At 72.9% G+C, this 26366-nt stretch carries 31 protein-coding genes; 5 read left to right on the top strand and 26 right to left on the bottom strand.

What is annotated here, in order from left to right:
- Positions 1-22: 22 nt before the first annotated feature.
- From E5N76_RS21085 to E5N76_RS21020, 14 genes are all read right to left on the bottom strand, one after another.
- Positions 23-2131 (bottom strand): prohead protease/major capsid protein fusion protein, encoded by a 2109-nt coding sequence (locus E5N76_RS21085; RefSeq protein WP_149539301.1) that lies wholly within the window; start codon positions 2129-2131, stop codon positions 23-25.
- A gap of 2 nt (positions 2132-2133) precedes the next feature.
- Positions 2134-3609 carry a phage portal protein gene (locus tag E5N76_RS21080; protein WP_149539300.1) on the bottom strand — a complete coding sequence of 492 codons (1476 nt, stop codon included), beginning with the start codon at positions 3607-3609 and terminating at the stop codon, positions 2134-2136.
- A gap of 8 nt (positions 3610-3617) precedes the next feature.
- Positions 3618-3854, bottom strand: a complete 237-nt coding sequence (locus tag E5N76_RS21075; protein ID WP_149539299.1) for a phage head-tail joining protein — start codon at positions 3852-3854, stop codon at positions 3618-3620.
- Entirely contained in the window at positions 3854-4459 is a 606-nt protein-coding gene (locus tag E5N76_RS21070) for a hypothetical protein (protein WP_149539298.1), read from the bottom strand. Before E5N76_RS21070 ends, E5N76_RS21075 begins: the two co-directional genes overlap by 1 nt.
- Complete coding sequence (locus tag E5N76_RS21065) at positions 4456-4809, bottom strand: hypothetical protein (protein ID WP_149539297.1); 354 nt, start codon at positions 4807-4809, stop codon at positions 4456-4458. The genes E5N76_RS21070 and E5N76_RS21065 overlap by 4 nt, the downstream gene beginning before the upstream one ends.
- Positions 4810-4823: 14 nt before the next feature.
- Positions 4824-6716: a phage terminase large subunit family protein gene (locus E5N76_RS21060; RefSeq protein WP_149539296.1), complete on the bottom strand. Its 1893-nt coding sequence runs from the start codon at positions 6714-6716 to the stop codon at positions 4824-4826.
- 25 nt (positions 6717-6741) lie between these two features.
- On the bottom strand, positions 6742-7257 hold the full coding sequence (locus E5N76_RS21055; protein ID WP_149539295.1) for a hypothetical protein: 516 nt from the start codon (positions 7255-7257) through the stop codon (positions 6742-6744).
- A 33-nt stretch (positions 7258-7290) separates the two neighbouring features.
- Positions 7291-7647, bottom strand: a complete 357-nt coding sequence (locus E5N76_RS21050; protein WP_149539294.1) for a hypothetical protein — start codon at positions 7645-7647, stop codon at positions 7291-7293.
- Positions 7626-7877: a hypothetical protein gene (locus E5N76_RS21045; protein WP_149539293.1), complete on the bottom strand. Its 252-nt coding sequence runs from the start codon at positions 7875-7877 to the stop codon at positions 7626-7628. Before E5N76_RS21045 ends, E5N76_RS21050 begins: the two co-directional genes overlap by 22 nt.
- Positions 7878-7992: 115 nt before the next feature.
- A complete protein-coding gene (locus tag E5N76_RS30650) occupies positions 7993-8811 on the bottom strand; it encodes a DUF3489 domain-containing protein (RefSeq protein WP_235907803.1) in 819 nt (272 codons plus the stop codon).
- Between the two features lie 101 nt (positions 8812-8912).
- Entirely contained in the window at positions 8913-9149 is a 237-nt protein-coding gene (locus E5N76_RS21035) for a hypothetical protein (RefSeq protein ID WP_149539292.1), read from the bottom strand.
- 99 nt (positions 9150-9248) lie between these two features.
- Positions 9249-10517, bottom strand: a complete 1269-nt coding sequence (locus tag E5N76_RS21030) for a site-specific DNA-methyltransferase (protein WP_149539291.1) — start codon at positions 10515-10517, stop codon at positions 9249-9251.
- The gene (locus tag E5N76_RS21025) at positions 10507-11973 is read right to left on the bottom strand and encodes a site-specific DNA-methyltransferase (protein WP_149539290.1); all 1467 of its coding nucleotides are present in this window, start codon (positions 11971-11973) and stop codon (positions 10507-10509) included. The genes E5N76_RS21030 and E5N76_RS21025 overlap by 11 nt, the downstream gene beginning before the upstream one ends.
- Positions 11974-12321: 348 nt before the next feature.
- Positions 12322-12660, bottom strand: a complete 339-nt coding sequence (locus tag E5N76_RS21020; protein WP_149539289.1) for a hypothetical protein — start codon at positions 12658-12660, stop codon at positions 12322-12324.
- A gap of 78 nt (positions 12661-12738) precedes the next feature.
- Between E5N76_RS21020 and E5N76_RS21015 the strand changes: the two genes are divergently transcribed.
- Positions 12739-12951: a hypothetical protein gene (locus E5N76_RS21015; protein ID WP_149539288.1), complete on the top strand. Its 213-nt coding sequence runs from the start codon at positions 12739-12741 to the stop codon at positions 12949-12951.
- Between the two features lie 73 nt (positions 12952-13024).
- A complete protein-coding gene (locus E5N76_RS21010) occupies positions 13025-14020 on the top strand; it encodes a DUF4268 domain-containing protein (RefSeq protein ID WP_187830307.1) in 996 nt (331 codons plus the stop codon).
- A 23-nt stretch (positions 14021-14043) separates the two neighbouring features.
- Here E5N76_RS21010 and E5N76_RS21005 read toward each other — a convergent pair whose 3' ends face one another.
- From E5N76_RS21005 to E5N76_RS20950, 12 genes are all read right to left on the bottom strand, one after another.
- Entirely contained in the window at positions 14044-14598 is a 555-nt protein-coding gene (locus tag E5N76_RS21005; RefSeq protein WP_149539286.1) for a DUF6456 domain-containing protein, read from the bottom strand.
- A complete protein-coding gene (locus E5N76_RS21000; protein WP_149539285.1) occupies positions 14588-14815 on the bottom strand; it encodes a hypothetical protein in 228 nt (75 codons plus the stop codon). Before E5N76_RS21000 ends, E5N76_RS21005 begins: the two co-directional genes overlap by 11 nt.
- Positions 14812-15336 (bottom strand): crossover junction endodeoxyribonuclease RuvC, encoded by a 525-nt coding sequence (locus tag E5N76_RS20995; RefSeq protein WP_235907802.1) that lies wholly within the window; start codon positions 15334-15336, stop codon positions 14812-14814. Before E5N76_RS20995 ends, E5N76_RS21000 begins: the two co-directional genes overlap by 4 nt.
- A gap of 149 nt (positions 15337-15485) precedes the next feature.
- Positions 15486-18386, bottom strand: coding sequence for a DUF7146 domain-containing protein (locus E5N76_RS20990; protein WP_149539283.1), 2901 nt, complete (start codon positions 18384-18386; stop codon positions 15486-15488).
- On the bottom strand, positions 18379-19662 hold the full coding sequence (locus E5N76_RS20985) for an ATP-dependent DNA helicase (RefSeq protein WP_149539282.1): 1284 nt from the start codon (positions 19660-19662) through the stop codon (positions 18379-18381). The genes E5N76_RS20990 and E5N76_RS20985 overlap by 8 nt, the downstream gene beginning before the upstream one ends.
- The gene (locus E5N76_RS20980) at positions 19659-20441 is read right to left on the bottom strand and encodes a hypothetical protein (protein WP_149539281.1); all 783 of its coding nucleotides are present in this window, start codon (positions 20439-20441) and stop codon (positions 19659-19661) included. Before E5N76_RS20980 ends, E5N76_RS20985 begins: the two co-directional genes overlap by 4 nt.
- Positions 20442-20448: 7 nt before the next feature.
- On the bottom strand, positions 20449-20907 hold the full coding sequence (locus E5N76_RS20975) for a DUF6511 domain-containing protein (protein WP_235907801.1): 459 nt from the start codon (positions 20905-20907) through the stop codon (positions 20449-20451).
- A 7-nt stretch (positions 20908-20914) separates the two neighbouring features.
- Positions 20915-21640, bottom strand: a complete 726-nt coding sequence (locus tag E5N76_RS20970) for a hypothetical protein (RefSeq protein WP_235907800.1) — start codon at positions 21638-21640, stop codon at positions 20915-20917.
- A gap of 31 nt (positions 21641-21671) precedes the next feature.
- Entirely contained in the window at positions 21672-22511 is an 840-nt protein-coding gene (locus E5N76_RS20965) for an ATP-binding protein (RefSeq protein WP_149539279.1), read from the bottom strand.
- Positions 22511-23053, bottom strand: coding sequence for a hypothetical protein (locus E5N76_RS20960; protein WP_149539278.1), 543 nt, complete (start codon positions 23051-23053; stop codon positions 22511-22513). Before E5N76_RS20960 ends, E5N76_RS20965 begins: the two co-directional genes overlap by 1 nt.
- Positions 23053-23466, bottom strand: coding sequence for a hypothetical protein (locus E5N76_RS20955; RefSeq protein ID WP_149539277.1), 414 nt, complete (start codon positions 23464-23466; stop codon positions 23053-23055). The genes E5N76_RS20960 and E5N76_RS20955 overlap by 1 nt, the downstream gene beginning before the upstream one ends.
- Before the next feature lie 39 nt (positions 23467-23505).
- Complete coding sequence (locus E5N76_RS20950) at positions 23506-24060, bottom strand: hypothetical protein (protein WP_149539276.1); 555 nt, start codon at positions 24058-24060, stop codon at positions 23506-23508.
- Between the two features lie 350 nt (positions 24061-24410).
- Between E5N76_RS20950 and E5N76_RS20945 the strand changes: the two genes are divergently transcribed.
- From E5N76_RS20945 to E5N76_RS20935, 3 genes are read left to right on the top strand one after another with little or no spacing between them, the layout of a single operon-like run.
- Positions 24411-25139, top strand: a complete 729-nt coding sequence (locus tag E5N76_RS20945) for an ImmA/IrrE family metallo-endopeptidase (protein ID WP_149539275.1) — start codon at positions 24411-24413, stop codon at positions 25137-25139.
- Positions 25139-25420 carry a helix-turn-helix domain-containing protein gene (locus E5N76_RS20940; RefSeq protein ID WP_149539274.1) on the top strand — a complete coding sequence of 94 codons (282 nt, stop codon included), beginning with the start codon at positions 25139-25141 and terminating at the stop codon, positions 25418-25420. Before E5N76_RS20945 ends, E5N76_RS20940 begins: the two co-directional genes overlap by 1 nt.
- A 13-nt stretch (positions 25421-25433) precedes the next feature.
- Positions 25434-26102, top strand: a complete 669-nt coding sequence (locus E5N76_RS20935; protein WP_149539273.1) for a hypothetical protein — start codon at positions 25434-25436, stop codon at positions 26100-26102.
- Positions 26103-26366 lie beyond the last annotated feature (264 nt).

The following is a 26366-nucleotide window of genomic DNA, read 5'->3' as shown; positions in this document are numbered from 1 at the left end:
GCTGCTGAGTTGGTGGAAGAGATCAGGTGCCCGGGTTGAACCAGGCGCCGCGCCAGTCGATGGCGCCGACACCGAAGTCGAAGATCACGCTGACCTCGACGCCGTCCGCGCCCTGCACCGGGCCGGTGGTGACCTGCGGCCCCTCGGCGCCGTTGAGATAGCCATAGACGTAGACCGGCGCCGCGACCGGGTCGGAGAACAGGTACCAGCGGTTGGCCTGGATCAGCGGCTCGATCACCGGCTGCACGAAGCCGGCAAAGACGTTCGCCTTGCCGATCTCGGCTGCCTGCACCACCACCGTCGCCTGGCGCGCGGCGAGCTCGAGGTTGGGCCCGACCAGCAGCCGCATGGTCTGGCCCATCGAGATCGGCAGGCCATCCAGCGTGCGCTGCTTCATAATGGCGGTGCGGCCGGCGCCGATGGTCGCGGTGTCGAGCACCGTGCCAGTGCTGGCCTTGTTGGAGCGCGCCGCACCGGTGGCGAATACGGGCGCGCTGCCGGTGGTGAGCGTCGGGCCATCGCCATTGGCCGAGTTCAGCAGGTTGTAGGCGGTGGCGTTCTCGAACTCGGCGACGCGCCGGCCGATGGCGGCGGCGAAGTCCGTGAAGGCCCCCAGATCGTCGTTCACCAGCATCGGTCGCGTGACGCGGATGCGCCGCGCGAAGGTCTGCAGGAGCACGATCTCCTGGCTCTCGGACATGGTGCCGACCTGGATCTCGCCGTTCTCGGCGAGCGGCAGCAGGGTCGGGAAGTCACCGATGCGGAGGTGCCGGTGCGGCTTGAAGTCACGGAAGTCGCGCCGGAGGAAGATCTGCCGGTAGGTCGGCTCCGCCGGCTGGTAGGCGGCGAGCAGCATCTTGTTGGCCGCGGCGGCCAGCAGCAGCGGGAAGTCCGAGCTGGTGTGGAAGGCGCGCTCGGCGAGCAGGGTCGGATTGCGGGGCACGCTCCGCTCGCCGCGGGCGCGGAGCAGCTCGCCGATCATGTCGGACGGGCGCCAACCCATGAACTCCGCGTGGCGACCTGCGCCCTGGGGCTGGTAGCCGGGCATGGCACGGGCGGCGAGCGCCTCGGCCATGGCGTCGCGGATCTGTGCCGGGTCGTCGTGGCCGGGGCCGGTCTCGGGGCGGGCGGGGATGGACGGCCGCGGGCCCTGCGCCACCAGGGCATCGAACAGAGCGCGGCGGGCCTGGTCGCCGGTCCAGCCGTGGGCGATGGCCTCGGCGCGGATCGGGGTGATGCGCTCTGCCGGCAGCAGGGCACGGGCGGCCTCCACCGCGGTGTCGATGCCGGCGATGCGCTCGCGCTCGGCGCGGCTTGCTTCGACCCGGACCGCATCGAGATCGGGCGGCGCGGCGCGGGTCGGCTCGGGCGGCGTGGCGGGCGCGGCCGGTGCGAGGCTGGTGGTCACGGTGGTCTCCTGGGGCGGGGTGGGCGGCGCGGACGGCGCGGGAACGTCCCGGGCGGCCGGCGTGGCCGGGGCTTCCGGCGTCGTCTCGGGCATGGGTGGGTCCTCGTCAGGCAGGGCAGGCTCGATCGCGATGGCGGGCGCGCCCTGAGGCGCCTCGCCACGCACGGATGCGTCCCGGTCGACAGGGACCGGCACGACGGAGATCTCGAAGGGCTCCCAATCCACTGCGCGGTGGACGGTCTCGCCGGTGGCGGCATCGGGCCGCGGCTCGTAGCGGTGCACGCGATAGCCGACGCTCACCGCGCGCAGCGTGCCGTCGGCGATGCGCTGCCAGATCGGCTCGACATCGGCGGCCGTGCTGAACTGCAGCGTGGCGTAGCCGCGGCCACGATCGAGCCGGGCGGCGGTGACGCGGCCGAGCACGTCGCGCGCACCCCCGCGGCGATGGGTGTCGAGCACCGGGGCGCGGCCAGAGCGCAGTGCCTCCATCCGCACCGCGTTCGGCGACATCTCCAGCTCCTCGGTGATCAGGCCGAGGGCGGGCACGAAGTTGCGGGCACGAGCGCCAGTGCTCCACACGACCTCGACCGTGCGCGCGGCGCGGTCGACGGTAGCGGGCGCGGTGATGGCGCGCTGCGCCATCAGGGGAAGGTCCCCGGCCGTCGGCGCAGCAGCAGGCTCCGGCGCGGCATTGTTGCCGCCCGGTTCGATCGGCTCGGTCATGTTCAGCCCTGGGGTGCAGGTTCTCGTGGTGGCGCCGCGGCGCCGGTGGCGGCGATCTCCACCGCGGCCATCTGCGCGGCGTCCTGCGCGGCGCCGGACTTCGCGACCCGGCGCGGATCCGTGTCGAGCGCTAGGCCGGCGTCGTCGAGCAGGGCGTTGGCCTCGCGGATCATCTCCACCGCGGCGCGGAAGTCGTAGCCGAAGGCGCCCGCCGCCTCCGGCTGCGGCACGAAGCCGGCGCGCACCTGCGCGATCAGCGCGGTGGTGTCCTTCAGCGGATCGATCATCTCATGTGCCGGCGGGACGTGGCTGACGCCGTCCGGCATGTCGGCGTCCCACAGCCCGAGCAGCGCGCCCTGCCGGTGGAACCGCTCCGCGATGGGTCGGACCAGCATCGGGATCAGCATGCCGTACTGCATCTGCTCGCAGAGGCGGCGGAACTCGATCTTGCCCGCCCGCAGCGAGGAGTAGTTCGCCTGCGTCAGGTCGCCCGAGACCTGGTCGTAGGTCAGGCCCGCGCCCACCGCCGCAGCCTCGAGCGCGCGGCGGGCGAAGGCGGCGTGGCTGCCGCCGCCGCTCGGGTTCACCACCTCCACGGATCCCATGCCGCGCCGATAGAGGATCATCCCCGGCTCGAAGCTCTCGACCGTCCGGCCCTGGGCGTCACGGAGCAGGCCGGCCGCGGTACCCGTGAGCGCCTCGTCGCCCTCCTCGGTGACCACCGCCGCCAGGCACGCCTCGATCTTGGCCTTCATGAGCAGCGCGGCCTCGTAGTCGCCGAGGTCGCGCAGCCGCAGCAGCACCGGGGCCAGCCAGGAGACGTCGCGCAACTGGCCGGGCCGGCGCTTGCGGTAGATGTGCAGGACCTCCGATGCCGGGATGCGCTGGCTGCTCTGCCAGGCCGAACCCGGCAGGATCCAGGCGGCGCCCGGATGCATGCGATGCAGCCAATAGCCAATCGGTGCGCCGGCCTCGCCAAGCGCGATGCCCTGGATGGTCGGCGCGCCGTCGACCATGCCGTTCCGCGCGGTGTCGAGATGATCCGCCTCCAGCACCTGCAGGCGCAGGCCGATCGGGTTCGCAGGCGACGGCGCAGTCATCAGGAAGCGCACGAAGCACTCGCCGCTCTCGACGACAGCTCGCATCACCAGCGCCTGCAGGCCGTAGAGGTCGAGCCGGCCCTCGACATCGCAGGCGGTGCTCTCGGCCCAGCGCTGCCAGGCCCGGCCATGCGCGTCGTCGGGCCAGCGGGTGGTGATGCCGGCGCCGACCGCATTGCCGGTCCAGAGGTCGACGATGCGGCTGGCGTAGGGGTCGTTGCGCACCGCATCGCGGGCACGGCGCGCCACCGTCGCCGCGGCCATGCCGACTTCGGTATTAGCGCTGCCACCCGAGGGCGCCCAGGTCGAAGTGCGATGGTCTTGGGCGGCGGCATAGCCACGCAGCACATTCAAGGCATCACGAAGGCGCCGTGTCATGCGATCGATCACGCGCCACCTCCACGGGTGAAGCTGGCCAGCGTCATCGAAGGCCGCCGCGCAGCGCTGTTCTCCGCGCCATGCAGCGCCGCGAGCGCGCGGCCGAGCTCATCGAGGCTACGGTACTCCACGGTGCGGCCGTCGAAGGTGACGCGCGTGGTGCCGCCGGTATAGGCCGCGGCCAGCCCCGCCGCACGGCTGCCGATCGGCTGCGCCAGCGCCCATGCGAGGACAGCGGGATCCATCACGCGGCCCGCAGCGTCGGCAGCGGCGTCGCCGCGTTGGCCAGATAGGACAGCCCGCTCGGCGCGCTGGGCATGATCGGCACGTCGGCCTGGTGGGTCAGCGCCGCGAAGAACCCGTTCTCGCTGCCGGTGCCGCCACCGGCGCCGCCATCCGCCGCGGCCGAACCGAGCAGCAGCGCATTCCCCCCGCTGAAGGCCTGGGTACTGGTGCCGCGCACCGTGGGCGCGCCGGAAAAGCACAGCAGCAGCCACCAGATCCCCGCCGGGATCCAGCGTGGCTGCGCGAAGGGGCATAGCGCGTTACCGGTGGCCGCGGTGTCGGCGTCCACCACGGGCTCTTCAATCAGGCGCCCTGGACGCCCAGCGCTATCGTCGCCCGCTAGCGCCATGCGCAGGAGGCCGGCGGCGCCGGTCGTCACGCTCACCGCCATGGCCGAGAACAGCCCGGGCCGGGCGAGGACATAGGGCACGCAGTAGAGGCGGTTGGCCACCATCGCCACCGCGCCGCCGACCGCGCGCGCATGCTGCGAGGCGTAAAAGCGCCCTGAGACGTAGGGCAGCATCGCCGGCGCGGGCGGCAGGTAGTGCTGGAACAGAGCGGTCATGCGAGGGGCCGGATGCCGAGGGTGAGGAGGCGCTCCGCCGCTTGATTCACCGGCGCCGCGGCGAGGCCGGAGCGCAGCCTGAGCCAGCGCCAGCCGAGCAGCAGGGTCGGCGGCAGGGTGAGCGCGCGGCCGGCGGCGACGGTCAGCACCACCTCGTTGCCGAGGTGGTCGTGGAGGTCGGCCCAGGCCGCGGGCTCCCCCTCGTCGAGCGAGCCCTGCAGGGTGAGCGGGGCGTCGGTCCAGGCGGCGGGCAGCAGCAGCAGGCAGACGCCGTAGCCGACGCTGGCGACGGGCCCGCTCAGCGCCTGGCCGGCGGCGATGCTGGTGCGCACCGGGACGATGGTGGTCATGGGGTTCTCCAGGTTCAGCGCAGCCAGCCACTGCGCGGTGCGAGCCAGCCACGCGGGCGATGGGTGTCGGGCGCGACCGGCGGTGGCGGAGCGACATTCCCGCCGGTGGGAAGCTCGCTCGGTTGCAGTGGAGCGTTGGCGACTTGCTCGCGCAGCTGCTGCCAGAAGCGCTCGCCATAGCGGTCGGCACCGAGCAGCCAGAGCGCCGCACGCGCCAGTACGGCGCAGTCCAGCGCTTCATTCCGTTCCCTGAGCTTCGCCCATTCCTGCCGGGCGAAGCCGCGCCGGTCCTTCGTCGTGCGCAGCTGCTCGGCGACCAGCTGCTTGATCCATTCCACCTCGACCGCCCGTGGCAGATGCACCCAGCCGGGCGGGAACTCTTTGGCATCGCCGCGCCCGAGCCAGAGCCGGCGATAGAGGTCGGCCTTCCAGGTCGAGACTGAGACGGTCCAGAGCTTCAGGCCTCGCCGGAGCTTCCGGCCATCGACCAACGCATCCACCGGCGTCGGGCCCTGCACCGGCTGCGCGCGGTTCCAGCCGTCCACGCCCTTGGTGGGCGCGATCCGCGGATCGTGCAGCCGCCGGAGGTGACCATAGACCGCCGCCGTGTCGCGCCCGCCGGTGTCGACGCAGGCCTTGGCGATGCGCATCGTCCCTCCACCCATTCGCGGCCAGTCCCGCGCCAGCAGCCTCGCCAGCGCGTCCCAGGGCTCGCGCTCGCGCGGGCTGCCGGGGATGACGATGTGGTCCACCAGCCAGGAGGAGAACCCCTCCGCCCAGCCCCAAACGTCGCACTCGAGGCGGTCGTCCTGCACGTCCACGCCCGCGGTAAGGCAGAGGGCGCCGGTGGGCACCACGCCCATCCGGAAGGCCTCCCGCCGCTCGACCAGCCGCTCCCAGTCCGGCGCCTCGCCCTGCTCCTGCCAGGTCTCGCCGAGGACGGTGTTCCGGAAGGTCTTCAGGTCCTCGGGCTTCCCTTGCGCCGCCTCCCAGTCGCGGGCGATCTGCTCCCAGGACAGCCAGCCGACCGGCGAGTACAGCGCCGAGATGTGGAAGCCGACCGTGTGCGGGTCCTCGGGCACCGCCGTGGCCCGCCACTCGCCGCCGGCCAGCATCGCCGTCTTGTGGTGCTCCTCGATGCCCTCGTCGCAGCCCTCGCAGCGGTAGCGGACCGAGCGCGGGTCGCCCTTCTCCCAGCGGAGCCGCTCGAACTTCAGCCACTGCATCTCGCCGCAGTGCGGGCAGGGCACGAAGTAGCGCCGCTGGTCGGAGGCGGCGTATTCCCGCTCGATCCGGCTGCGCCCGGCGATGGTCGGCGTCGAGACCAGGAAGGCCTTGCGCCGCCAGCCGAAGGTGCGAGCCCGCGCCTCGGCCAGCGAGATCGGGTCGCCTTCGCCCTCGACGTCGCCGGGATAGGCGTCCACCTCGTCGAGGAAGAGGAAGCGCGCCGTCATCGAGCGCAGCCCGACCGCGCTGTTCGCCCCGGTCAGCACCAGGATGCCGCCGGGGAATTCCTTCGACAGCAGGGTATTCCCGCTGTCCCGGGCGCGGGCCGGGGCGACCCGCTCCTTGAGCGCCGGGGTCTCCTCAAGCAGTGGGTCGATGCGTTGGCGGGAGAAGCGCTTCGCGAGCTCGACGGTGGGCTGCACGGCCAGCACCGGCGCCGGCACGTGGTGCAGGATGTAGCCGAGCCAGCAGTTGCCGCTCTCGGTGGCGCCGACCTGGGCGCCCTTCATGAACACAACCCGCCGCGCGGGATGCACCGCCGAGAGCGCGTCCATCACGTCGCGCAAGTACGGGGTCCGGCTGGTCCGCCAGGGGCCAGGCTCCGAGGAGGCACGGCTGCCCAGGATCCGGTGCCGCTCCGCCCACTGCGACACGGTGAGCTGCGGCGGCGGGCGGAGCATGGCGCCGGCCCGGCGCCGCACATGCTCACGGGTTCGCGGCCCGATCTCCGAGGCCTGGTGGATCGAAGCGATCGGCGGCCTCCGAGAGCAGGTCGGTGATGTGCGCCTGCAGGACCGTCTGCAGCAGGTGCGGGTCGACGCCGAGTTCGGCGGCGATCAAGCCGGAGACGCGGGCCGGCCAGTTCAGCAGTGCATCCCGCATGGCGCCGGCGATCTCGTCGATCGTGGCGTTGGCCTCGGCGACGTCGAGCAGCCGCCGCTTGTTCTCATCCAAGGCGAGGCGCTGCGCCTCGACCTTGAGCGCCAGCTGCGCGACCTTCAGCCGGGCATAGGGCGTGCCGTCGGCGCCGGCACCGCCGGCCGCGAGCGGCGAGCGGTGCGGGTCGGCGGTCTCGACCAGCCGGCGGCGGGTCTTGTCGATGTCCCACTGGCCGTCCGGCTCGCGGGCGATGCGGCCGCTCCCCTCGGCCTTCCGCAGCGCCGTCTCGCTGATGCCGATGCGCCGCGCGGCCTCACGGTTCGAGGGGGTCAGCTCGGGCATGGCGGCGATCTCCCGCCACACGTCTGTGTCGTATCAGCGCCCCTCGACGCAGGCGCGCCAGCCGGGATCTCCAAAGGGCACGCCCGAGGCATGGCAGAGCGCCAGGCGAAGGCTTGCCTCATCGAGGAAGCGCGACAGGTGCAGGAGCAGGCGGAAGAGCTCAGGGTCAGACAGCGATCGCGCGGGAACACCGTCCGCATTGAGCGGAATCGCCTGGCCGTCATCGCCCCGGACCTCGGCGAGCAGGCCCGGCGGGATGAGCGCCGCCTCGCTGGCCGCACCGGCTCCTGGCTGACCGGCGGCAAGTACTGCAACGGCGGCAGTCCGAACGAGGCGTCCGATCCGGACGGACGTGAGAGCCTGCGCGCTCACGATGCGAGCGGCTGCCATCCCGGCAGCAGTTCAGGGCGCTGGCCGGGTGAGAGCAGAATCACGCGTTCCGCCGCGAGATCGAGCCTGCCGGGGCCGAGATGCGTGACGGTCCCGACCGTGAACTGCTCGCGGATGATCGAGGCCGGCCCGAAGAGGCGCAGCTCGTAGACCGCGCCGACGTCGTCCGGGATGTCGGCGCGCCCGACCAGCCGCTTCTCGCCTCCGTCGTCAAGGAAAACCCGCACCATACGGCCCCGCTGCTGTCGTATACGTCATAGCGGATGAGATGCGCTCTCGTCACGAGCGCGATGCACCGGGAAGACGACTTCCCGGCGCGGATCGGGCGTCTCGAAACGCGGGGCGCTATCCGGCGATGTGGTACACCGTGTAGGAGCCGCGGGCGCCCTCCTTGTTCGGCCCGACCTGGCGCACCCGCTCCAGCACCTCGACCGCGATGCCCTGCCGCTTCTTGAGGCCGGCGAAGAAGCCCCGCACGGTGTGCGGCGCCCAACCGGTCGCCTCGGCGATCTGCGCCACCGTCGCTCCCTCGGGGCGGCGCAGCATCGCCAGCACCTGCTCCTGCTTCGTGCCCTCGCGCGGCTTGCGCCCGGCGCCGGGCTCGCGCGGGGCGCGCGCGGGCTTCGTGCCGACCGCCGCGCGGAGCTGTGCAACGGCCGCCGCCATCCCGTCGTCCTGTCCCTCTGGCCGGAGGCCATCGAACCCGCGCTCGGCGACCCCGTCCCAAGCGGCGAGAAGGGCTGCGGCGGCGTCGCGCAGGCTCGCCCGCGGGGCGCGCGTGGGCGCGGCCCCGGCCGCCTCGGGCATCAAGGCGTCCTCGCCCCGCGGGGCGGGATCCTCCCCGCCCGTGGGCGCCGCCTCGCCGGGCTCCGGCCGGTGGTGCTGCGTGGCGTCGTCCGCGGCGGTGCTGTCGCTCGGGTCGATGCCGATGGCACGCAGCCCCGCGTCGGTGATCTTCAGCAGCACCGTGTCCCCGTCCACGGTCCAGAGAGCATGTGCGTCGTAGGCGGGGCGGTGCACCGCGATCACCAGGTCCCCTTTCAGCAGCGCCTTCGCCACCGTCTGCCGCGCCGCGGCAGGCAGCCGCTCGGGCGGGTAGGTCAGGTGCTCGGGATGCTGCGCGGCGGCGGCCAGGATCGCGTGCTGAGTGTCGGTGAGCTTCATCGTCGGGGTCCTCGGTCCAGCACCCGACCAGCCGGGTGCTACCACCCCGAGCCCCGCCGGGAGGGCCGGTCGGGGCGGCGCGGGAGGCGCGGCGCGGCGCGCTACTCGGCGTATTCGCCGCGCTTGAAGTAGCAATCCGTCACTCTCGCGAGCCGGCTGTTCCAGTGTTCGAGCGTCACGGCCTTGCCCCAGAGGACGTCCTCGGGATCGGCCCCGAAGTGGTCCGCGCTCATCTGCTCCAGTTCGGCGACCATCGCGTCGAAGCGGGCCTTCTGCTGCAGGAAGGCATCGAGGCTCTTCTGCTGGTTGCGGGCGGCGCGGGCTTCACGGTCGGTCATGCTGGTCTCCGTCGTGTGGTGCAGGGCATCCCCTGCGCGTGACGGACCATTCGCGCTGTGCCGCTCACGAGCCAAGCAAGATGCAGCGTCGCGGAATTGCTATGATTCGGCGATCTGGATCACATCATGATCGACGATGCGGCGCACTGCGGCGACGCCGGCGAAGGTGCGGTCCTCGCCGTCCAGGACAGCGGCCTCCCCGGTGGCCTCCTGCCAGCGCCGGACGATGACGTCGGCATAGGCGGGATCGAGCTCGAGCAGCACCGCGCGCCGCCCGGTCCGCTCCGCCGCGATCATCGTCGTGCCCGAGCCGCCGAAGGGATCGAGCACGGTGTCGCGCTGCTTGCTGCTGTTGCGGATCGCACGCTCCACCAGCGCGACGGGCTTCATGGTGGGGTGCAGGTCGTTCCGCGCCGGCTTGTCGAAGTGCCAGACGTTTCCCTGGTCGCGGGCGCCGCACCAGTAGTGCTGCGCGCCTGCCTTCCAGCCGTAGAGCATCGCCTCGAACTGCTGGTGGTAGTCGGCGCGGCCGAGGGCGAAGGTGTTCTTGGCCCAGATGATGGTGCTCGACCATTTGCCGCCCGCCTCTTGCCAGGCGCGGTGCAGCGTCGGCCACTCGGACGAGGACATGCAGACGTAGCAGGCACCCTTGGTGACGGAGAGCAGATTGGCCAGCGCCGGGCGGAGGAAGTCGAGGAAGCCCTGGCCGAGCGCGTCGTTGGCGATGGTCATCTTCGCCGCCGTCCCGCCCTGGTAGGCGACGTTGTAAGGCGGGTCCGTGAAGGCCATGTCGGCCAGGCGGTCGGCGCCGATCGCCCGCTGCACATCGGCGGGCTTCGTGGCGTCGCCACACAGCAGGCGATGGTCGCCGCAGCGCCAGAGGTCGCCGGCGCGGGTGACGGGCACGGCCGGCGGCTCCGGCGCGTCGTCGACGTCGTCCTCGCGGCCGACATCGGCGGCGGCCAGCAGCCGGTCGAGCTCCATCCCCGAGAAGCCGAGGATGTCGAGGTCGACCGCCGCGTCGTCGCGGATGCGGGCGATCTCGGCGGCGAGCAGCGCCTCGTCCCAGCCCGAGTTCAGCGCGATCTGGTTGTCGGCCAGGCGCAGCGCCCGCGCCTGCGCCGGGGAGAGATGGCCGAGCCGCAGCACCGGCACGGAGGGGCGACCGAGCTGCTTCGCGGCCATGACGCGGCCGTGGCCGGCGATCAGCACACCTTCGGCATCGACCAGGACCGGGTTCACGAAGCCGAACTCGGCGATGGAGGCGGCGATCTGCGCCACCTGCGACGGCGAATGCGTGCGGGCGTTCTCGGCATAGGGCACGAGGGATGCGACCGGCAGCGTGGAGACGACGAGATCAGGCTGCACTGGCGATGACCTCCAGCCGCGCCGTGGCCACGGCGTCGTAGTCGCAGCCATCATCGGCCAGATTTACCGACAGGTCCGGGTGCAGCATGCGCCAGCGAGCGATCGCCAAGTCGACATAGGCGGGCGCCAGCTCGATCGCGCGGACGCGCCGCCCGGTGCGCTGGCCGGCGAGGATGGTGGTGCCGCTGCCGCAGAAGGGCTCGAATACGACCTCCCCCTCGTCCGTGTAGGTGCGCATCAGGAATTCCGGCAGCACCACCGGGAATACCGCGGGGTGCTCGGTCTCGATGCCGCGGCCCTTGTGGCGGGTCAGGCGCAGCACGTTGTCGGGGATCCGGAAGTCCTGCACCGGCAGCCCGGCGTGCTGGTACTCGGAGATGCTCCCGTCGGCGGCGCGCAGCCCGCTGCCCTTGTTCGGCGTGCCGGCCCATTTGCAGGGCACGATCTTGTTCGCCTGCCGCGCCTGGCGGTTGAAATGGAAGACGAACTCAAAGGCAGGTGCGAGGCGACCGTTCCAGTCGCCCGGCAGGCCGGGCCCCTGGTCCCAGGCATACAGCCCGAAGCGGCGCCAGCCGCGGGCGCGCATCCAGTCGAGCCAGCCGGCCCAATAGGGCTGCCACTCGTTGTCGCGGTGGATCAGGCCGAGGTTCACCAGCACCTGGCCATCCGGCCGCATTGCCGCGTCGAGATGCTGGAACACGCCCTGCATCAGCGCGTCCCAATCCGAGACGCCGCGGGTGGTGTAGTCGCGCTGGTTGCCGTAGGGCGGCGAGGTGAACAGCAGCGCCGCGCGGTCGTCGCCCATGACGCGGGCGACGGTGGCCGGATCGGTGCTGTCGCCACAAAGCAGCCGGTGCTCGCCAAGCCGCCACAGGTCGCCTGGCCGGCTGACGGCCTGGCGCGGCGGGTCCGGTTCGGCGTCGGCGGGATCATTCTCCGCCGCCTCCTCCGTCCCCGCCGCGCCATCCCCGCCCCCCTGGACCGCGGGCGCCGACAGGGCCTCGGGCGCGTCGCCGTCGGACACGGCGTCTCCAGCCGCCGCGAGGATGTCGTCGAGCTCCGCGGCCGAGAAGCCGAGCGCCGCAAGGTCGAGGTCGGGCTCCGCCTGCACCGCGGCCAGTGCCTCGCGCAGCAGCGCCTGGTCCCAGCTCGCGTTCTCGGCGATGCGGTTGTCGGCGAGCCGCAGCGCCTCCTTCTGCGCCGCAGAGAGGTGCCGCAGCACGATGGTCGGCACCTTCGCGATCCCGAGCGCGACGGCCGCCTCAAGCCGGCCGTGACCGGCGATCAGCACGCCCGCCTCGTCCACCAGCAGCGGGTTCGTGAAGCCGAAGGCCAGCATGCTGGCCTTGATCTGCTCGAGCTGCGCCGCGCCGTGCAGGCGGGCGTTGCCGGGGTGGGCGCGCAGATCCGCCACCGGGCGCAGCAGGATCTTCGCCGCCATCCAGGGGAGCGTCATCGGGCCATCCGGGATCAGGGTGGGTGCGAACCGTGCGGGCAGCCGGCGCGAACCGCGCGCCGGCACGGTTCGCAGCTAAACGATTGAGATCAGGGCCGTGTGGTGCGAACTGCGAACCATGTTTTCGGCCTGGCGCTGGCGAAGTCGCGCGCTTCCGCCCCCCGCATACGCCGGGCCCAGGAAGGACCCTGCGGCTCGCGAGCCACGCTGCGGATTGACCGGCTGCGTGGCTCGGGAGCCACCGCCGCATCGAGCTACACGATCTCGACGTAGCCTCAACCTAGCCCCATCGATTTGCGCGCCGCCACGGGGTGAATTGTAACAGCGCGACCGGAGCGGCGACGCGGTTCAGGCCGAAGCCCTTGCCTCCTGCGCGGCGTCGCGTGTCGCGGCGAGCGCGGCCAGCATGTGACGCGCCTGCTTCACCGCGCCCGCGTCGCTCGCATCGACGTCGGAGACGGCCTCCTCGGCCGCAGCGACGCCGGCGGTGAGCTGCTCGCACAGCTCGTCGAGCTGCTCATCGATGTCGGCCCCCTCCTCGCCGGCCGCGCCCTGCCGCCACTCGGCGACGATGGCGTCCGCCTCGCGCGCCATGCGGTTCGGGGACACGCCGCGTGCGGCGAGCGCCAGCAGGCGCTTGAGGGCGGCGTCGACGGGACGCGCCGCCCGGGGCTTGCGAGCAGCCATGGGCCGAGTGCTCCTGGGATGTCCCGGGGGGTGTAGCATGTTCTTGTATTGTTCCGGTAGGGGGCGGTATCGTCGGGCATGCCCGACGGCCCTCCGTCCCGCCCTCCGCCCCCGTGGCTGAGCAGCGCCGCCCTGGCCGCTGCCCGCGCGGCGCGGCGGCCGCCCGGGGCCATTCCCCGCCTCGGCGCCGGGGACGGCAGGGCGGTGCGCGAGGCCGTCCTGGCGCACCACCCCGCCTTGCCGATGACCCTCATCGCCGAGGCGGTCGCCTACGTGCTCGGGAGCGAGTGACTGCCAGGCACCCGCATCGATGGACGCTCGGGCGCCGGGCCGGCAAAGTCGCGCCGATGGAAGGGGAGTGGGCATGGTGGCGGTGACCCTGGGCAAGCTGGAGAACATCGACCCGCGACAGCTATGGCCCATGGAGGCGAAGGACTTCACGCCGTGGCTCGCCGGAAACCTGGGGCTGCTCGGCGAGGCCCTGGGGCTCGACCTCGAGCTGGTGAGGATGGAGGCGCCGGTCGGCTCCTTCGCGTGCGACATCGAGGCCCGCGACACGGGTAGCGGGCGGCGCGTGATCATCGAGAACCAGCTGTCCGAGACCGACCATGGGCACCTCGGCCAGCTCATCACCTACGCGGCCGGTCTCGAGGCCGGTGTGGTCGTCTGGATCGCGCCGAAGGTCCGCGAGGAGCATCGCGAGGCCATCGACTTCCTGAACCGGCACACCCGCGAGACGGTCGACTTCTTCATGATCGCGCTGGAGGTCATCAGCATCTCCGGCTCGCCGCCCGCCGTCGTGTTCAGGCTGGCCGCATCACCGAACGCCTGGGCGAAGACGGCCGCCGCATCGGCGAGCAAGACCCTCACCGACAAGACCGTCGCGTACCAGGAGTTCTACCAGGGGCTCATGGACGAGCTTCGCGAGAAGCACAAATTCACCAACGCGAAGGCCGCCCAACCTCAGAGCTGGTACGCGTTCTCGAGCGGCACGACGGGCATTTCCTACAGCACCGCGTTTGCGTCGGGAAATCGGCTCCGGGTCGAGCTGTACATCGACGTCGGCGACATGACGAAGAACAAGGCCATCTTCGACGCGCTGAAGGCGCAGGAGCAGCAGATCGAGAAGGAGATCGCCGAGCCGCTCACCTGGGAGCGGCTCGACGCCAGGCGCGCGTCCCGCATCTCGGTCGTCCGTGAGAACACGTCGATCGCCGATGCATCGACTCACGAGGAAGAAATCCGCGATTGGGTCGTCAAGCGACTGCTGAAGTTCAAGGCCGTCTTCGGTCCGAGACTGAAGGCGGCCCTGGCCGCCACGCCGCCGCAGAGCGCGAACGTCGGCGTGGCCGCTGCGTAGGCCCGCTGTCTTCCCTTGCCGGTCTACGCCGCCTGCGAGCGCGGCGTCAGGCGGAAGTGGGAGGCCAGCGTCCCGAGCGCCGCGACCAGCATGCCCTGCGCCACCGGCCCGTGCACCGGGCGCCCGGACCAGCCCTGGCGCATCGCCCACTCGCGGACCGAGAACTCGAGCCCGACGACGAACCACACGCAGGAGCCGGCCGGACTGCCGTGGCCGCCGAGCGCGTCGAGGGCGTCGGCCACGCGCCGCCGGGCCTCGAACTGGCGGTTCGAGATCCCGTCGGCCGTGGCGCCGGGCAGCCGGACCAGCTGGGAGGTGGACATGCTGTCGATCGCGGCGCTGCGGAACAGCGTGCGGAAGACGCATCCCGCCTCATGCATCTGCGGCGTGATCGTGCCGTTCGCCAGCATCATGCCGAGCGTGTCCACCGCGCGGCGGTGCTCAACCGGGCTGCCCGTCTCGGGATCGGCGGCGCGGACCGGCCCCTCGAAGCCGCCGTGCTGCAGCCGCCACTTCGACGGCTTCGACAGCTCCTCCTGCCCCGTCGTTGCGCGCTTCGGCTTGCGCTTACCGGCCATGACGGTCCCCTCCGTGGCGGCGCCCCCAGCGCCGGCTGGCTTCGTTGATGACGGCCTGGCGCAGCCAGGGATCGGCGATCTCCGCCACGGCCAGGGCGGCGACGCCGTGCCGGTGCCAGGCGGCGGCGCGCATGGCGTCGAGGTCCACCGCGGTGGTCGAGGTGCGTGCCAGGTCCAGACTCGACCGGGGCGGCTGCGGCGCACCGGGCAGCCTCATGCGCGGCCGCCCTGCGGGTCTGTCGCCCAGAGCAGCAGGGCGATGGCGTCGGCCTCGTTGTCGTCCGCCGGCGCGAAGCCGCGCGCCCGCACCGCCGCGATCATCGCCGCCTTGTCGGCGTTGCCGCGGCCGGTGGCGAAGCGCTTGATGGTGCCGACCGGCACGCCCTCGTAGGCGACACCCCGCTCCTCGCACCAGGCCGACAGGTGGGCGAGGAAGCCGCCGTAGAGGTGAGCTGCATCGGTGCCGGCATGGGAGCGCACCTCCTCGAAGGCGATGCGCGTGAGGCCGCCGGTGAGCCCGGCCAGCTCGCCGAGCCAGCCGCGGAAGCGCAGGTAGCGCATGCCGCCGCCCTCAAAGCGGCTGGGGCGAAAGGTGACCGTGCCGGAGGTGATAGCGCCGTCCTGGCCGCGCAGTGCCCAGCCGGTGGTGGTGCCGAGGTCGAGGGCAAGGACGGCGGGGCGTCCGACAGCGAGCGAGAGTGGCGCCGCGGGCGAAGCGCTTGCGCCGGGAGCGGGCATGGGGAGAGTCGCGGGAGCCATGGGGTCTCCGAGAGAGGATCGTCGTGGTGAGGGCGGCGACGGCGCGGTTCTTGGCGGAGCTCGCCGTCGCTGCCCGGCTTTCCGGGGCGGACCGCGTTCCGGCGGTCCGCGGCTGCGCGGACGAGGCATCACGGCACGCCGTCCAGCCAGCCGGGCGCGGGGGATGCCTGGGAGGGTCTGTGCAAACCCTCCCGAGAACCCTCCCCGCCGAGAACCGTGCTCGGAGCAGGGCTCGGGGAGGGTTGATAGGGTTGGGAGGGTTTCCCGCTCCCCTCCGGCATCATGTGCGTGCGCGCGTGCGCGTGTGTGTGAGGGGTGGAAGAACCCTCCCAACCCTCCCCACCCTCCCCAACCCCAGGGATTTCCTGGCGTGGCACGGTGTTAGGGTTGAGCGCCAACCCTCCCACGCCTGCCGCAACCCTCCCACCGTCTCGATCCGCGGAGGGCTCGAGGCGCCACCGCTGCGCGTTGTGCAGCGTGGCAGCGGGCCGGACATGCACGAGGCGGTCGGCGACCCGAAAGGCGCGGTCCCGCAGCTTCCGGAGCGCGAGGCCGAGACGCACGCGCTGCCCGTTCTCGTCCTTGGCGCTGATCGGCAGCGGTGGATCGGCGAGCTTCGCGTGGCCGAAGAGGTCGCTGACGCTCACCTCGGCCGTGCCGAAGCGGTCCCACCAGGTCTGCACGAAGCCGCGCCAGGCGCCGCCCTCGGCGTCCGACGCCTCCATCAGCTCCTCGAGGTTGCCGAGGAAGCCGGGCACGCCGGCGACGGCGAGGATGCCGCCCATGGCCTGCGACCAGGCCTCGTAGCTGCCGATGCTCCGCTCGCCGCGCGGACGGCCCGCCGCGACCCAGGCACGGCAGAGGGTCAGGCAGGCCGCGACCAACCTCGCGCGGTTCGCACGCACCCACACCATCAGGTCGGGATGGCGGAAGCCGTCGCGACGCCACGGTTGGTCGGTTCGCGCGTCGAGGCGGATCCGCACGAGGCGGCGGGCGATCTCGTGCGAGGAACTGGGGTTGTTGCCGGTGGCGACCCAGGTGCAGCGGATCGGGAGGCGCGCCATTTCCGACGCGCCAAGGATGCGGTCCTCCCAGAACGGCGCGGTGAGGGCCGCGGCAAGGGCTGCGCTGTCGAGCTCCGAACGCAGGTTGTCGATGAGCACGAGCGAGGGGATCTGGCGCAGCTTCGCGGTGATGCGCTTGCGCCACTCCTCGTCGTCGCTACCCTCCGTCATCACCGACGCGCCGCAGCCCGTATGGATTGTGGCGATGGCGTCGACCATCAGCGTGGCGCCGGTGCCGGGCGTGGGCTTCTCGATGAGGTGAAGCGGCGTCGGCCCGTCGACCATCGCCCGCACGAAGCCGAGCAGCAGGAGGCAGAGCGCGTGGGCCCGCTCCGCCTCCGAGGTGAAAGGGAAGTCCCCGAGCAGGTCGTCGAGCAGCAGCGACCTGGCGGCGGCGATGTCCGCCGCGGAAGGGCGTTCGGGGACCGGCGGCAGCACGAAGCCTGGCGGCGGCCGGTAGAGGAGCCGCGCATCAGGGTGGTAGCCGGACTCGGTCAGCAGGACGCCCCCGCGTCCGAGCACCGGCGCGGTGACGATGCCAGCGAGGACAGGCAGCGCCGGGTCGGGGGTGGCGACCATCGACTTCACCACGCCGGTCGGCGGCGGTGCGGGCACCAGGTCGCCCTTGGCGTTGAGCTTCCGCCAGTCGGCGAGCTTCGCCAGCATGTGCCGCAGGCGCTCCTCACGGACCGTCACCGGCACAGGGCGGCCCTCGTCGTCGGGCACGACCCAGGATGGCTCTCCACCAAGCCGGAACAGCCAGGGCGAGCGGTTCGCGCCGAGGACGAGGCCCCAGGCGCGGGCGGTGGCGCGGTCCAGGTTGCCCTCGTCGGCGCGGGCCGTGGGCAGCGGCTGCGCCGGCTCCACGAAGCCGATGGGCAGGTGTCGGCCCGTCTCGGGCTCCTGCGGCAGCGGCTCGGCGACGGAGCCGCGCATCGCCTGGTCCACCAGGGAGGCGATCGCCTCCGCGCCGTCGCGCAGCAGCATGTCGTTGAAGTCGTCACCCTGCGTGGGCGGGGGTGCGATCGAGACCTCGCGTCCCTCCAGGCGGAGCTTCGCCGCCGTGGCCTCGGCGGCGCGGAGCCCGGCGCCGGACGCATCGTGGTCGGCGAGGATGACGATGCGGCGCGCCTCGGGCGGCAGCAGCGCCTGCTCCAGGCCGGACGTGGACAGCGCTGCCCAGACCGGCAGCCCGGGGCAGGCCAGCATCGCGGCGAGGCCGGTCTCGATGCCCTCGCAAAGGCCGAGCACGCCATGCCGACCGAGCGGGGCGAGCCGCACCGTGCCGCCGCCGGTCCTGCCGAGCACCATGCGCGGCTTCGGGATGGCCGCCTTGCGGACCGCCTCGCCGTCCTCCCACAGGTAGGTCCGGTGCACCGCCACCACCTGGCCGGCGAGGTTCCGCACCAGCCCGAGCATCGCGGGGTAGCCGGCACGGGTCTCGAAGTTCGCCAGGTCCGGGTGGAAGAGCAGGTCGGCGCCCGCCGGCACGGCAAGGCCGCGGCCCTGGAGGTAGCGCTCCGCGGCGGTCCCCTGGATCGGCCGGGCGTGTTCGCGGATGAAGGCGATCTCGCGCGCGGCGTCGCGCTCCGGCTTCGGCGCGGGCGGCGGCTCCTGGCGGGCGGGGCCTTCGCCGCTCCAGCCGGTCATCCCCGCCGCGTGGGCGAACAGCGCCCGGTCGGCCAGGCCCGTGCCGTGCGCCAGCGTGGAGAGCGGCCCGCCGCCCTCGCCGCCGTCGAAGTCGTGCCAGTCGCCGGCGTGCTCGCCGCGCAGCATGATGACGCAGGAGCCGGAGCGGCGTGGCGGTGCACCCGCGATGTTGGCGAGCCGCCACTCATCGCCTTGCCGGCGCCCGTTCGGGAACAGGCCCGGCACCCAGGCATGGGCGGTGTCGCGCAGCCGCTCGGAGATCGCCTCGAGGTCATACCGCGCGGGCCCGGTGCTGGCGTCGTTCAGGTCAATCAAGCAGCACCAGCCCGCGCTCGGCGCGCGTGATCGCGGTGTAGAGCCAGCGGGCGCGGTCCTCGGCGGTGCGCGAGAGGCCGTCGTCGTAGACGACCACGTTCTCCCACTGGCTGCCCTGCGCCTTGTGGCAGGTGATGGCGTAGCCCCAGGAGGTCTCGACCAGGCCGCGCAGCTCGCGCCAGTCCTGCCGCGCGCGGTCCGGCTCCGGCCGGACGTGGTCGTCGTAGTGGCCCTTGTAGAACCGGTGCCGGCCGGCGATCGCGGTGCCGTCCTCGGTCGTGACCGTGGCCGAGAAGGCAAGCCGGCCCTCGTCCCGCACCTCGGCGAGCGAGACGAACATGCCGTTGACCAGGCCGAGGTCGTGGCGGTTCTTGAGGCAGATGATCTTCTCGGCGCGGCCCTCCGGGTAGACGGCAGGGAAGCCGGCCGCGGCCTTGATGGCGCTGTTCAGCCACAGTCGCGTGCTGTTGCGCCCGCAGATGACCTGGCCGCCGCGCAGCATCTGCGCCGGCGCGATCGCGTTCCGCGGCAGCTTCCAGACGTGCTCGTCGTGCGCGCCCGGCGGGATCTCGATGCCTTGCCGCGCCAGGGTGGCGAGGCGGACGATGGCGCTCTCGCCGGCCTGGCGGTGGATCTCGGTCAGCATCACGTCCGGCGCCGCCTGCGTGAAGGCGCCGGCGCCCTTGATCGGCGGCAGCTGCCCGGGGTCGCCGAGCACTAGGATCGGCTTGCCGAAGGCCAGCAGGTCGGCCGCCATCTCCGGGCCGACCATGGAGACCTCGTCGAGCACGATCAGGTCGGCGTCGCGGACGCGCGACTGGTCGTTCAGCAGGAAGGTGGGGCGGTGGATGTCCGCGAGGCGCAGTTCGAGCCGGCGGATCTGCGTCTCGGCGAAGGCGCGCTCGGCGGACGCCATCCGGCCGAGGCCGCGCTGCAGGTCGAACAGCTCCTTCTCGACCCGGGCGATCTCTTCCGGCGTCGCCTCCGAGACACGGTAGATGAGGGAGTGGATGGTGGAGGCGGGCGTGCCCTTGCGGGTCATCACCAGCGCCGCCTTGCCGGTGAAGGCCGCGAACAGCACGCCGCCCGCGCCACCGCCGTCGCGCGCCATCGGATCCAGCCCGAGGGCCTGAATGGCGGCGGCGGTGATGGTGCTCTTGCCGGTGCCGGCGAAACCGAAGAGCCGGAACACCTGCTGCTGACCGCGGCCGTGGCGATACCACTCCACGATGGCGGCGATAGCCGCGGCCTGCTGGGGCGAGGGCGTGACGGTCATGCCGGCGCCTCCCAGCAGCGGGTGGCGTAAGGGCAAAGCCGGCACAGATAGAAATCGGCGGCCTGGGCGATGCGCGGCGGCAGCTCGCCCACCTCGACCGCGCGCAGGATCCCGACTGCCTGGTCGGACAGGCGCTGCGCCTCGGCAGCGTCGAAGGGCACGGCTTCGTGGTACAGCGCGAGCGTGTCGCGGTTCAGCGCCGTGAAGAACGTCACCTCGAGCTGGAGGTAGGCCATGTAGAGCTGCACCTGCGCGAAGTAGATCGGCTTCGAGAGGCGCAGCCCGCGCTTGACCAGGTCGGACCAGGACCGCTGCCCGAGCGCCTTGTGCTCCCACAGGGCCGGCCAGCGGAGGCCGACGTCGGGCCCGGCGACGATGACCCCGTCGGCGTGCCCGCGCAGCCTGCCACTGGCCGCCGAGAAGCCGAACTGCCCGCCGTCCGCGCCGCGGTCGCGCAGGTCGAAGCCGGCCTCGCGCAGCCAGCGGGTGGACAGCGCCTCGAACTGGTGGCCCGCATCGAACACGCGCAGGATGCCGCCGTCGAAGTCGCGTCCCGGATCCTTCGGCGCGTGCGCGACCTCGTAGACGAGCTTGCGGGCGCAGGGCTCGCCGACGCGGCTGCCGCCGAGGTAGTCGCGCGGGCGCTGGCGGCGGTTGCGCGCCACCAGCGCGGCGTCCACCAGCGCGTTGACCCGCGCGGTGGTCTCCGCGGCATCTCCGGGCGGCGCGTCACCCCGGCCGTAGACGACGCCGGAGCCATGGTTCATGTCGAGCGGCACGGGCACCTCAAAACGGAATCGGGTCGTCGAGCGGGTCGCGCTCGGCCGCCTGGCGGCGCATGGAGGCCTGGAAGCCGTCCACGCAGGCCTCGATCAGGCGGTCGATCTCGGCCGCGCTGCGGTCGGCGAAGGGTGTCATGAGGCCCAACTCCGTCAGCACCTCGGCGAAGGGGCGGCGCGCCTCCTTGACCGCCTGGGCCTCCATCGGCGTCCTGTCGATCACGCCGCTCGATCTCCGCGCCAGCGCGCCGCCGGCGTCGCAGCAGGCCATCGAGCAGAAGCGGTGGTGCGGGAACTCGCCGAGCCGCATCTCGTGTACGTAGCCGAAGCCCTTCGCCTCGCGGCCGCAGAGCGCGCAGACCAGGCGGCGCACCTGGTCCTCCGGCGTGCAGCCGCGCGGCGGCGGCTGCCGGCCCGGGGGCGGCCGCACCTCCCGCGGCCGGCCGCCCCAGCGACGTCGCGCCATCCCGCCATCAGCCGTTCAGCCAGGCGGGGCCGCCCGCGAGCGGGGCCTGGGCGGCCGGCGATGGCGGGAGCGGCGGCTGGGCCGCCGGGGCCGCCCACTGGTGGTGCGCGGCGGGCGCCGCGGCGGGCGGGCTCGCGCTCGCCCAGGCCGGGGCCGCGGGTGCGGGCGCGGGTGCTACGGCCTGCTTGGCGGGGCGCGGGGCGGAAGGCGACGCCGGCACCGGCTCGCCGGCCATGATCCGCGCGTATTCCGGCTCGCCGGGCAGGACGACGCGGTCCAGCCGATTGCTCGCGCTGTAGCGCGCGTCGCTCGACGGCTCGACGCAGATCTTGGCGGCGAAGGTGATGCCCGAGAGGTCGGCGAGGCCGCGCAGCACGCGCTTGGCCCGGGCCGCCTCGCTCATGTCCTGCGGGTCGAGGCCGCAGGCGCTGTCGATCATCGCCCGGAAGGTCCCCTTCGAGATCTTCCAGCCGATCGACACGCCCTGCTCGTCGACCTTGCCGCCGGCGACGGTGAAGTTCTGCCAGAACTTGCGCTTGGCGTGCGGGCCGACGATCACCGTGAACTCGGCGTCGATCATCCGCACGTCGCCGCCGCTGCGGGAGGCCTTCAGCAGGCCGCGGTCCACCTCGCCCTGGCCGTCGAGGCCGCCGGGGCGGATCACCATGGTGACCTTGGCGAAGGTGCCGTCGGGGATCAGGTCGGAGCTGCGCGGCAGCTCGGCGTCGTTCATGTCATACATGGCAGGGTCTCTCGGCTGGCGGTCAGGCGCGGGCGGGCTGGGCGTTGATCTTGTGGAGCAGGGCGCGGAGGTCGGGCGGCTCGGTCTCGTCGAGGCGGCCGGAGCGGTCCTTGGCCGGCAGGCCGAAGGCGTTGCCGGCGCGGCAGACCAGCCGACGCTCGGTCCCGCGCTCGGGGTCGTGCCGCCACGCGCCCTCGCCCTCGCGGGCGAAGAGCGACATCGACACCACCTGGTCGACGATGCCGGGCAGCTCGCGGGCGGCCTTGCCGCCCTCCATCTGCGGCTGCCAGCTCACCTTCCCGAAGTCGTCGGTGACCCGCTCCAGGATGCCGACCATGATCACGGTCTTGCCCGGGGCGTGCTGCAGGTGCTTCAGCAGCCCGATCACCTCTCGCGCCATCAGGCCGTAGGCGCCGCGCGTGTCGGGCTTGCCGGTCTTCTCGGAGAAGGCCTCGGGCCGGGTCTTGGCCCAGGCCATCGCCTGGCGGGTGAGGTCGGTGATGCTGTCGAGGAAGACGATCGACTTCGCGGCGAGCAGCCGGACCAGATCCGGATGCGCCGCGGCGAGGTGGCGGTAGTGCGCCTCCGAGAAGAACCCGTTTGGATCCGCGGCCGGGTTCACCCCGCCGACCAGGCAGGCGATGTCGATGGCGTCGTCGAAGCGGCGCACCGGGATGCTGTCGCCGCGCCAGTCCTGCACCGACTTGAGGCCGGCCTCGAGGTCGATGCAAATGGTCTCCTCCGCGGGCAGCGTGCGGAGCTGCGTGGTCTTGCCGACGCCGGTGGGGCCGAACAGCGCGACCGTGGTCTTGTTGGCCGCGCGCGAGAGCCGCTCATCGGCCGTGACGATGCGTAGCGCCATCAGCGCGACCCTCCCCGGGACTGCCGGATGCCAGGGCCGTGCGGGCCGTCCCGCAGCTCGCGGTCGGTGCAGACCGTCAGGCGGTAGACGGGCTTCCCCGTGCGGACCGTGCGGGCCGGCTCGAAGGCCTGGCGGATGCGCTCGGGCCAGGCGGCGTAGGCGCGCTCCGAGACGCGCAGCGCCGTCTCGATGTACTCCGCCGGATCCTCACCCCCGGCGCGGATCTGCTCCGCGAGCGCGGCCAGGCGCCTTCCGTCCCACTCGACGCGCTTCGGGAGCTCGACGGCGATCTCGACCGCGCCGTCCTGGAAGCGGACCGTGCCGGTGTCCTTGCCGGCCGCGGCGCGGGCGCCGACCGCGCGCTGCTCGTAGCGCAGCGCGACGGCGGCCTCGATCCAGTCCTGCAGGCGCCTGGCGGCCTCGACCGCCTCGCGGGCGTCCGCCTGCAGGAGGGCGAGGTGCTCGGCAGGGAGCGCGATGACGTCGCCGACCGGCATGGCGCGCACGGCGTCGAGCGTCGGGCGGTTGCTGCGCGCCCTCATCACGCCGCCTCCGCCAGGGCGGGAACCGGGACGGGAGAGGTCACCCAACGCTTCTGGGTCGGAGGCGCCGGCACCGCGGCGCGCTGCTGCCGTGGGCGAGGCCGCACGACGAGGAGGTAGGCGAAGCACTCCAGCGCCACGCGCCGCTGGAGCAGGTGGCACCAGCCCGCCTCCGCCAGCCGCCAGGCGTAGCCGGCGACGGCGTTCAGCTCGCACCGCTGCGCCTCCGTGAGCTCCGACGCGACCCGGTCGCGGTCGCGCGCCAGCAGGCCGAGGTGGTAGACGATCGCCTCGCCGGGCGCCGCCGCCATGACGCGCTCGCACAGCGCGCTCGTGTCGCGTGGGATGTCCCGCATCGATGCGTGTGCGCCGGCGGCCGGTGCGGCGCCGTCGCGGCCCAACAGGAGAGTCATCGGCAGGCTGTCCTCTCGTCTTTTCGTCCTGCCCCTCATCTACCGATCGGCCCCGCGCTTCTTCCCACGCGCCCGACGCGCCTCGACGAGCCCGGAGGCGAGCAGCCACAGCCGCAGCTCCTGGACGTCGCGGTGGAAGGCGGATGAGGACCGGCCGCTGGCGCGCCGCGCCGCCGCCGGCTCGCCGTCGGTCCGCAGCAGCAAGGCGAGCGTCGCCCGCTGCGTCGGCGGCAGGTCACCGACCAGCGCGTGCAGGTCGATGCGCAGGGCCATGTCCGCGGACGGGTCGCGCCGACCGGCCCAGGCCGCCGACCACGCCGCCGCGGCATCGGCGTCGACCTGGTCGAGATCGAGCGGGATCATCTCGACAGCGCGGCGGCGCCGCTCGGCTTGGCGGCGGTCCGCCACGGCGTGCCGGGCGAGCAGCGCGACGAAGGTAGCCCAGCAGGCGCAGGAGGGATCGAATCGGCCAGCGCGCTCGACGACCGCGAGCAGGATGTCCTGGCGGAGATCCTCCTCGTCGGGGCGCTGGCGGCCCAGCCGGCGCGCCCACTGGGCGGCGTGGTGGCGGGCGGCGGCCAGCGCCACTCCCATGTGATCGTTATCCCATCGGGCGGCCGGCAGGGGCTTCCCGCCGTGAAGTGTGGACATAATGCGGAGCACCGGTGATTCGCGGTTGCGGTGGCCGCAGGGCACCACCACCGCAGAGGGTGCCGCCAGGGCGCAAAGGTGCCGAAAGGTGCCGAAATGCCCGCCCGGATTTCGGCACCACCGTGGATTTTCAGTCGGTTGGCGCGTTCGGGGCGGAAGGGACGGCGGCGGGGGTGCGGCGCGCCCCTGATTTCGGCACCCCCTCGCCGTGATGACCCTGGACTTATCGCGCAACGCGAACATAGAGTGAACAACACGCGCCACAGCATTCCCGAGTCTAGGAACGTCGTCCGATGGCACTTGTCGTCTGCTACCCCTGCCAGCCATCGCCCGGCGCGGCGCTTCCGCTGCCGCTCGCCACCCTCCGCGCGGTCGCCGCGCAGGTGCGCCGGCAGTTGCTGTCGGCCGGCGACACCCTCGCCGTGCCGCTGCCGCGGCTGCTCGCCGAGTCGCGCGAGATCACGGTCAACGGCCGCGCCTTCTCCGTGCAGTGGGACCTGACCCGGGCGCTCTGCGACCAGCACGGGCGGGCGGTCCTCGGAATCTGCGATGTCGATCCCGACGAGCCGGACTGGGCCTACGTCTCCATCGACGCGCCTGCCACCGCGAATCGGCCTGACCTCGCCCTGAGCACCGCCGCCCACGAGCTCGGGCACCTGGTTTTCGACGTGCCCGGCGCGCTCGGCGGCGGCCTCCGCCGCTACCGCGCGGTCGCCGCGTCGCCTGAGGCGCTCGAGCGCGCCGGGCGCGGCGCCGAGGGGCGCGCGAACGAGTTCATGGGGGCGCTGCTGGCGCCGCCGGTGCCGCTGCACACACGCCTGCTGGCCCTCGCCCGCGCCGAGGGGCTCCGCCTCGCGCGCGCCCCGCACGAGGGACGGCCGGCGAGCCCGGTCGTCGCGCCGGGCAACCCACCCGACCTCGTGGCCGGCGTCCTGGCGGCGCTCGCCGCGGAGTTCGGTGTCACGGAGCGGTTCATCGCCGTGCGCGCCGCGCGCTACGGCCTCGTCCGGGGAGGGGTGTGATGGCGTTCGGCGAGGTGATCCGCGCTCGGCGCACCGAGATGCGCATCGGGCTCAACGACATGGCGGCCCGCCTTGGCATCTCGGCGGCCTACTGGTCGCGCGTCGAGCGCGACCTGGAGAGCCCGCCGCGCGACGAGCTGATCGAGAAGGCCGCGGCGATTCTCGCGCTGCGGCTGGACGACCTGTTCGTCGAGGCGCGGCGGCTGCCGCCTGACATGCAGAAGGACATCGGGCGCGTGGTGCTCGCCTACCGGCGCATGCGCGCGACGGGTGGCCGGTGAAGGGAGGAGGCGCATGCCATCGCGCAAGAGGAAGAAGGTATTCTACACCCTGAACGACATCGCGGCGCGGCTCGACCTCGGCTTCGTGGACATCGGGGCGCTGCTCGCCGAGAGGCACATCCGGTTGTGCACCCCGGTGGCGGCGCTGCCGGTCGAGGTCGGGCTCTGGGAGAACGAGGGCGAGCCCGACCAGTACGCGGTGGCGGAAGACCGGCAGCTGCTCACCGGGCTCGTCGACCTCCGGCCGCAGGACGCCCTGGCCATCGTGCGCCATGGCAGCGGGACACTGCTGTGGCTCGACGCGCCGTCGCCGGGCTTCCGGCGGGTGATCGGCTCTCATCCGGAGCGGCCGGGCCACGACGTGACCCGCGACGACCTCGGCATCCGGCACGAGGATCTCGAGCGCCTGACCGCCATGCTGGGCGGTGATGAGGCCCCGGCGGCGCCGGCGGCGCGGGGCCGCGGCGTCCAGCCGACGCACGACTGGGACGCCTGCCAGCTGGAGGTGTTCCGGCTGTTCTACTTCGAGGGGGTGCCGGAATCGAAGGCGGCGCTGATCCGGCACGTGCAGGCGTGGTTCGCGGCGAAGGGGCGGAAGGTGCCGGACGAGAGCACGCTGCAGAAGCGGCTGAAGGACCTCTGGGCCATGTTCGCGCCGGAGGCCCGCCGGAAGACGGCGTAGCCGGCCCGGCGGCGCCGCGGGCCGGGCGCGGGAAGGATCGGCGGCACGATCGGTAGATGAGGGGCAGGACGACGATGAAACGCGATGCCCCAGCCACCGAACCTCCACCTGCCGCCCCACCTCCGCGAGGTCTGCGCCCTCCTGGCCGCCGGTCTCCTGCGGCTGCGCAGCCGCGCTGCCGAGGAACTGGCCCGTGATGCCGAACGGGCCCGGGACCGGGGAGAGGTTCACCTACACTCCGCGCCCCGGCAGCGCCGTCATGCC

The organism is Siccirubricoccus phaeus, assembly GCF_008360935.1.
GTDB classification, from domain to species: domain Bacteria; phylum Pseudomonadota; class Alphaproteobacteria; order Acetobacterales; family Acetobacteraceae; genus Siccirubricoccus; species Siccirubricoccus phaeus.
This window is presented reverse-complemented; position numbering and strand designations above follow the sequence as displayed.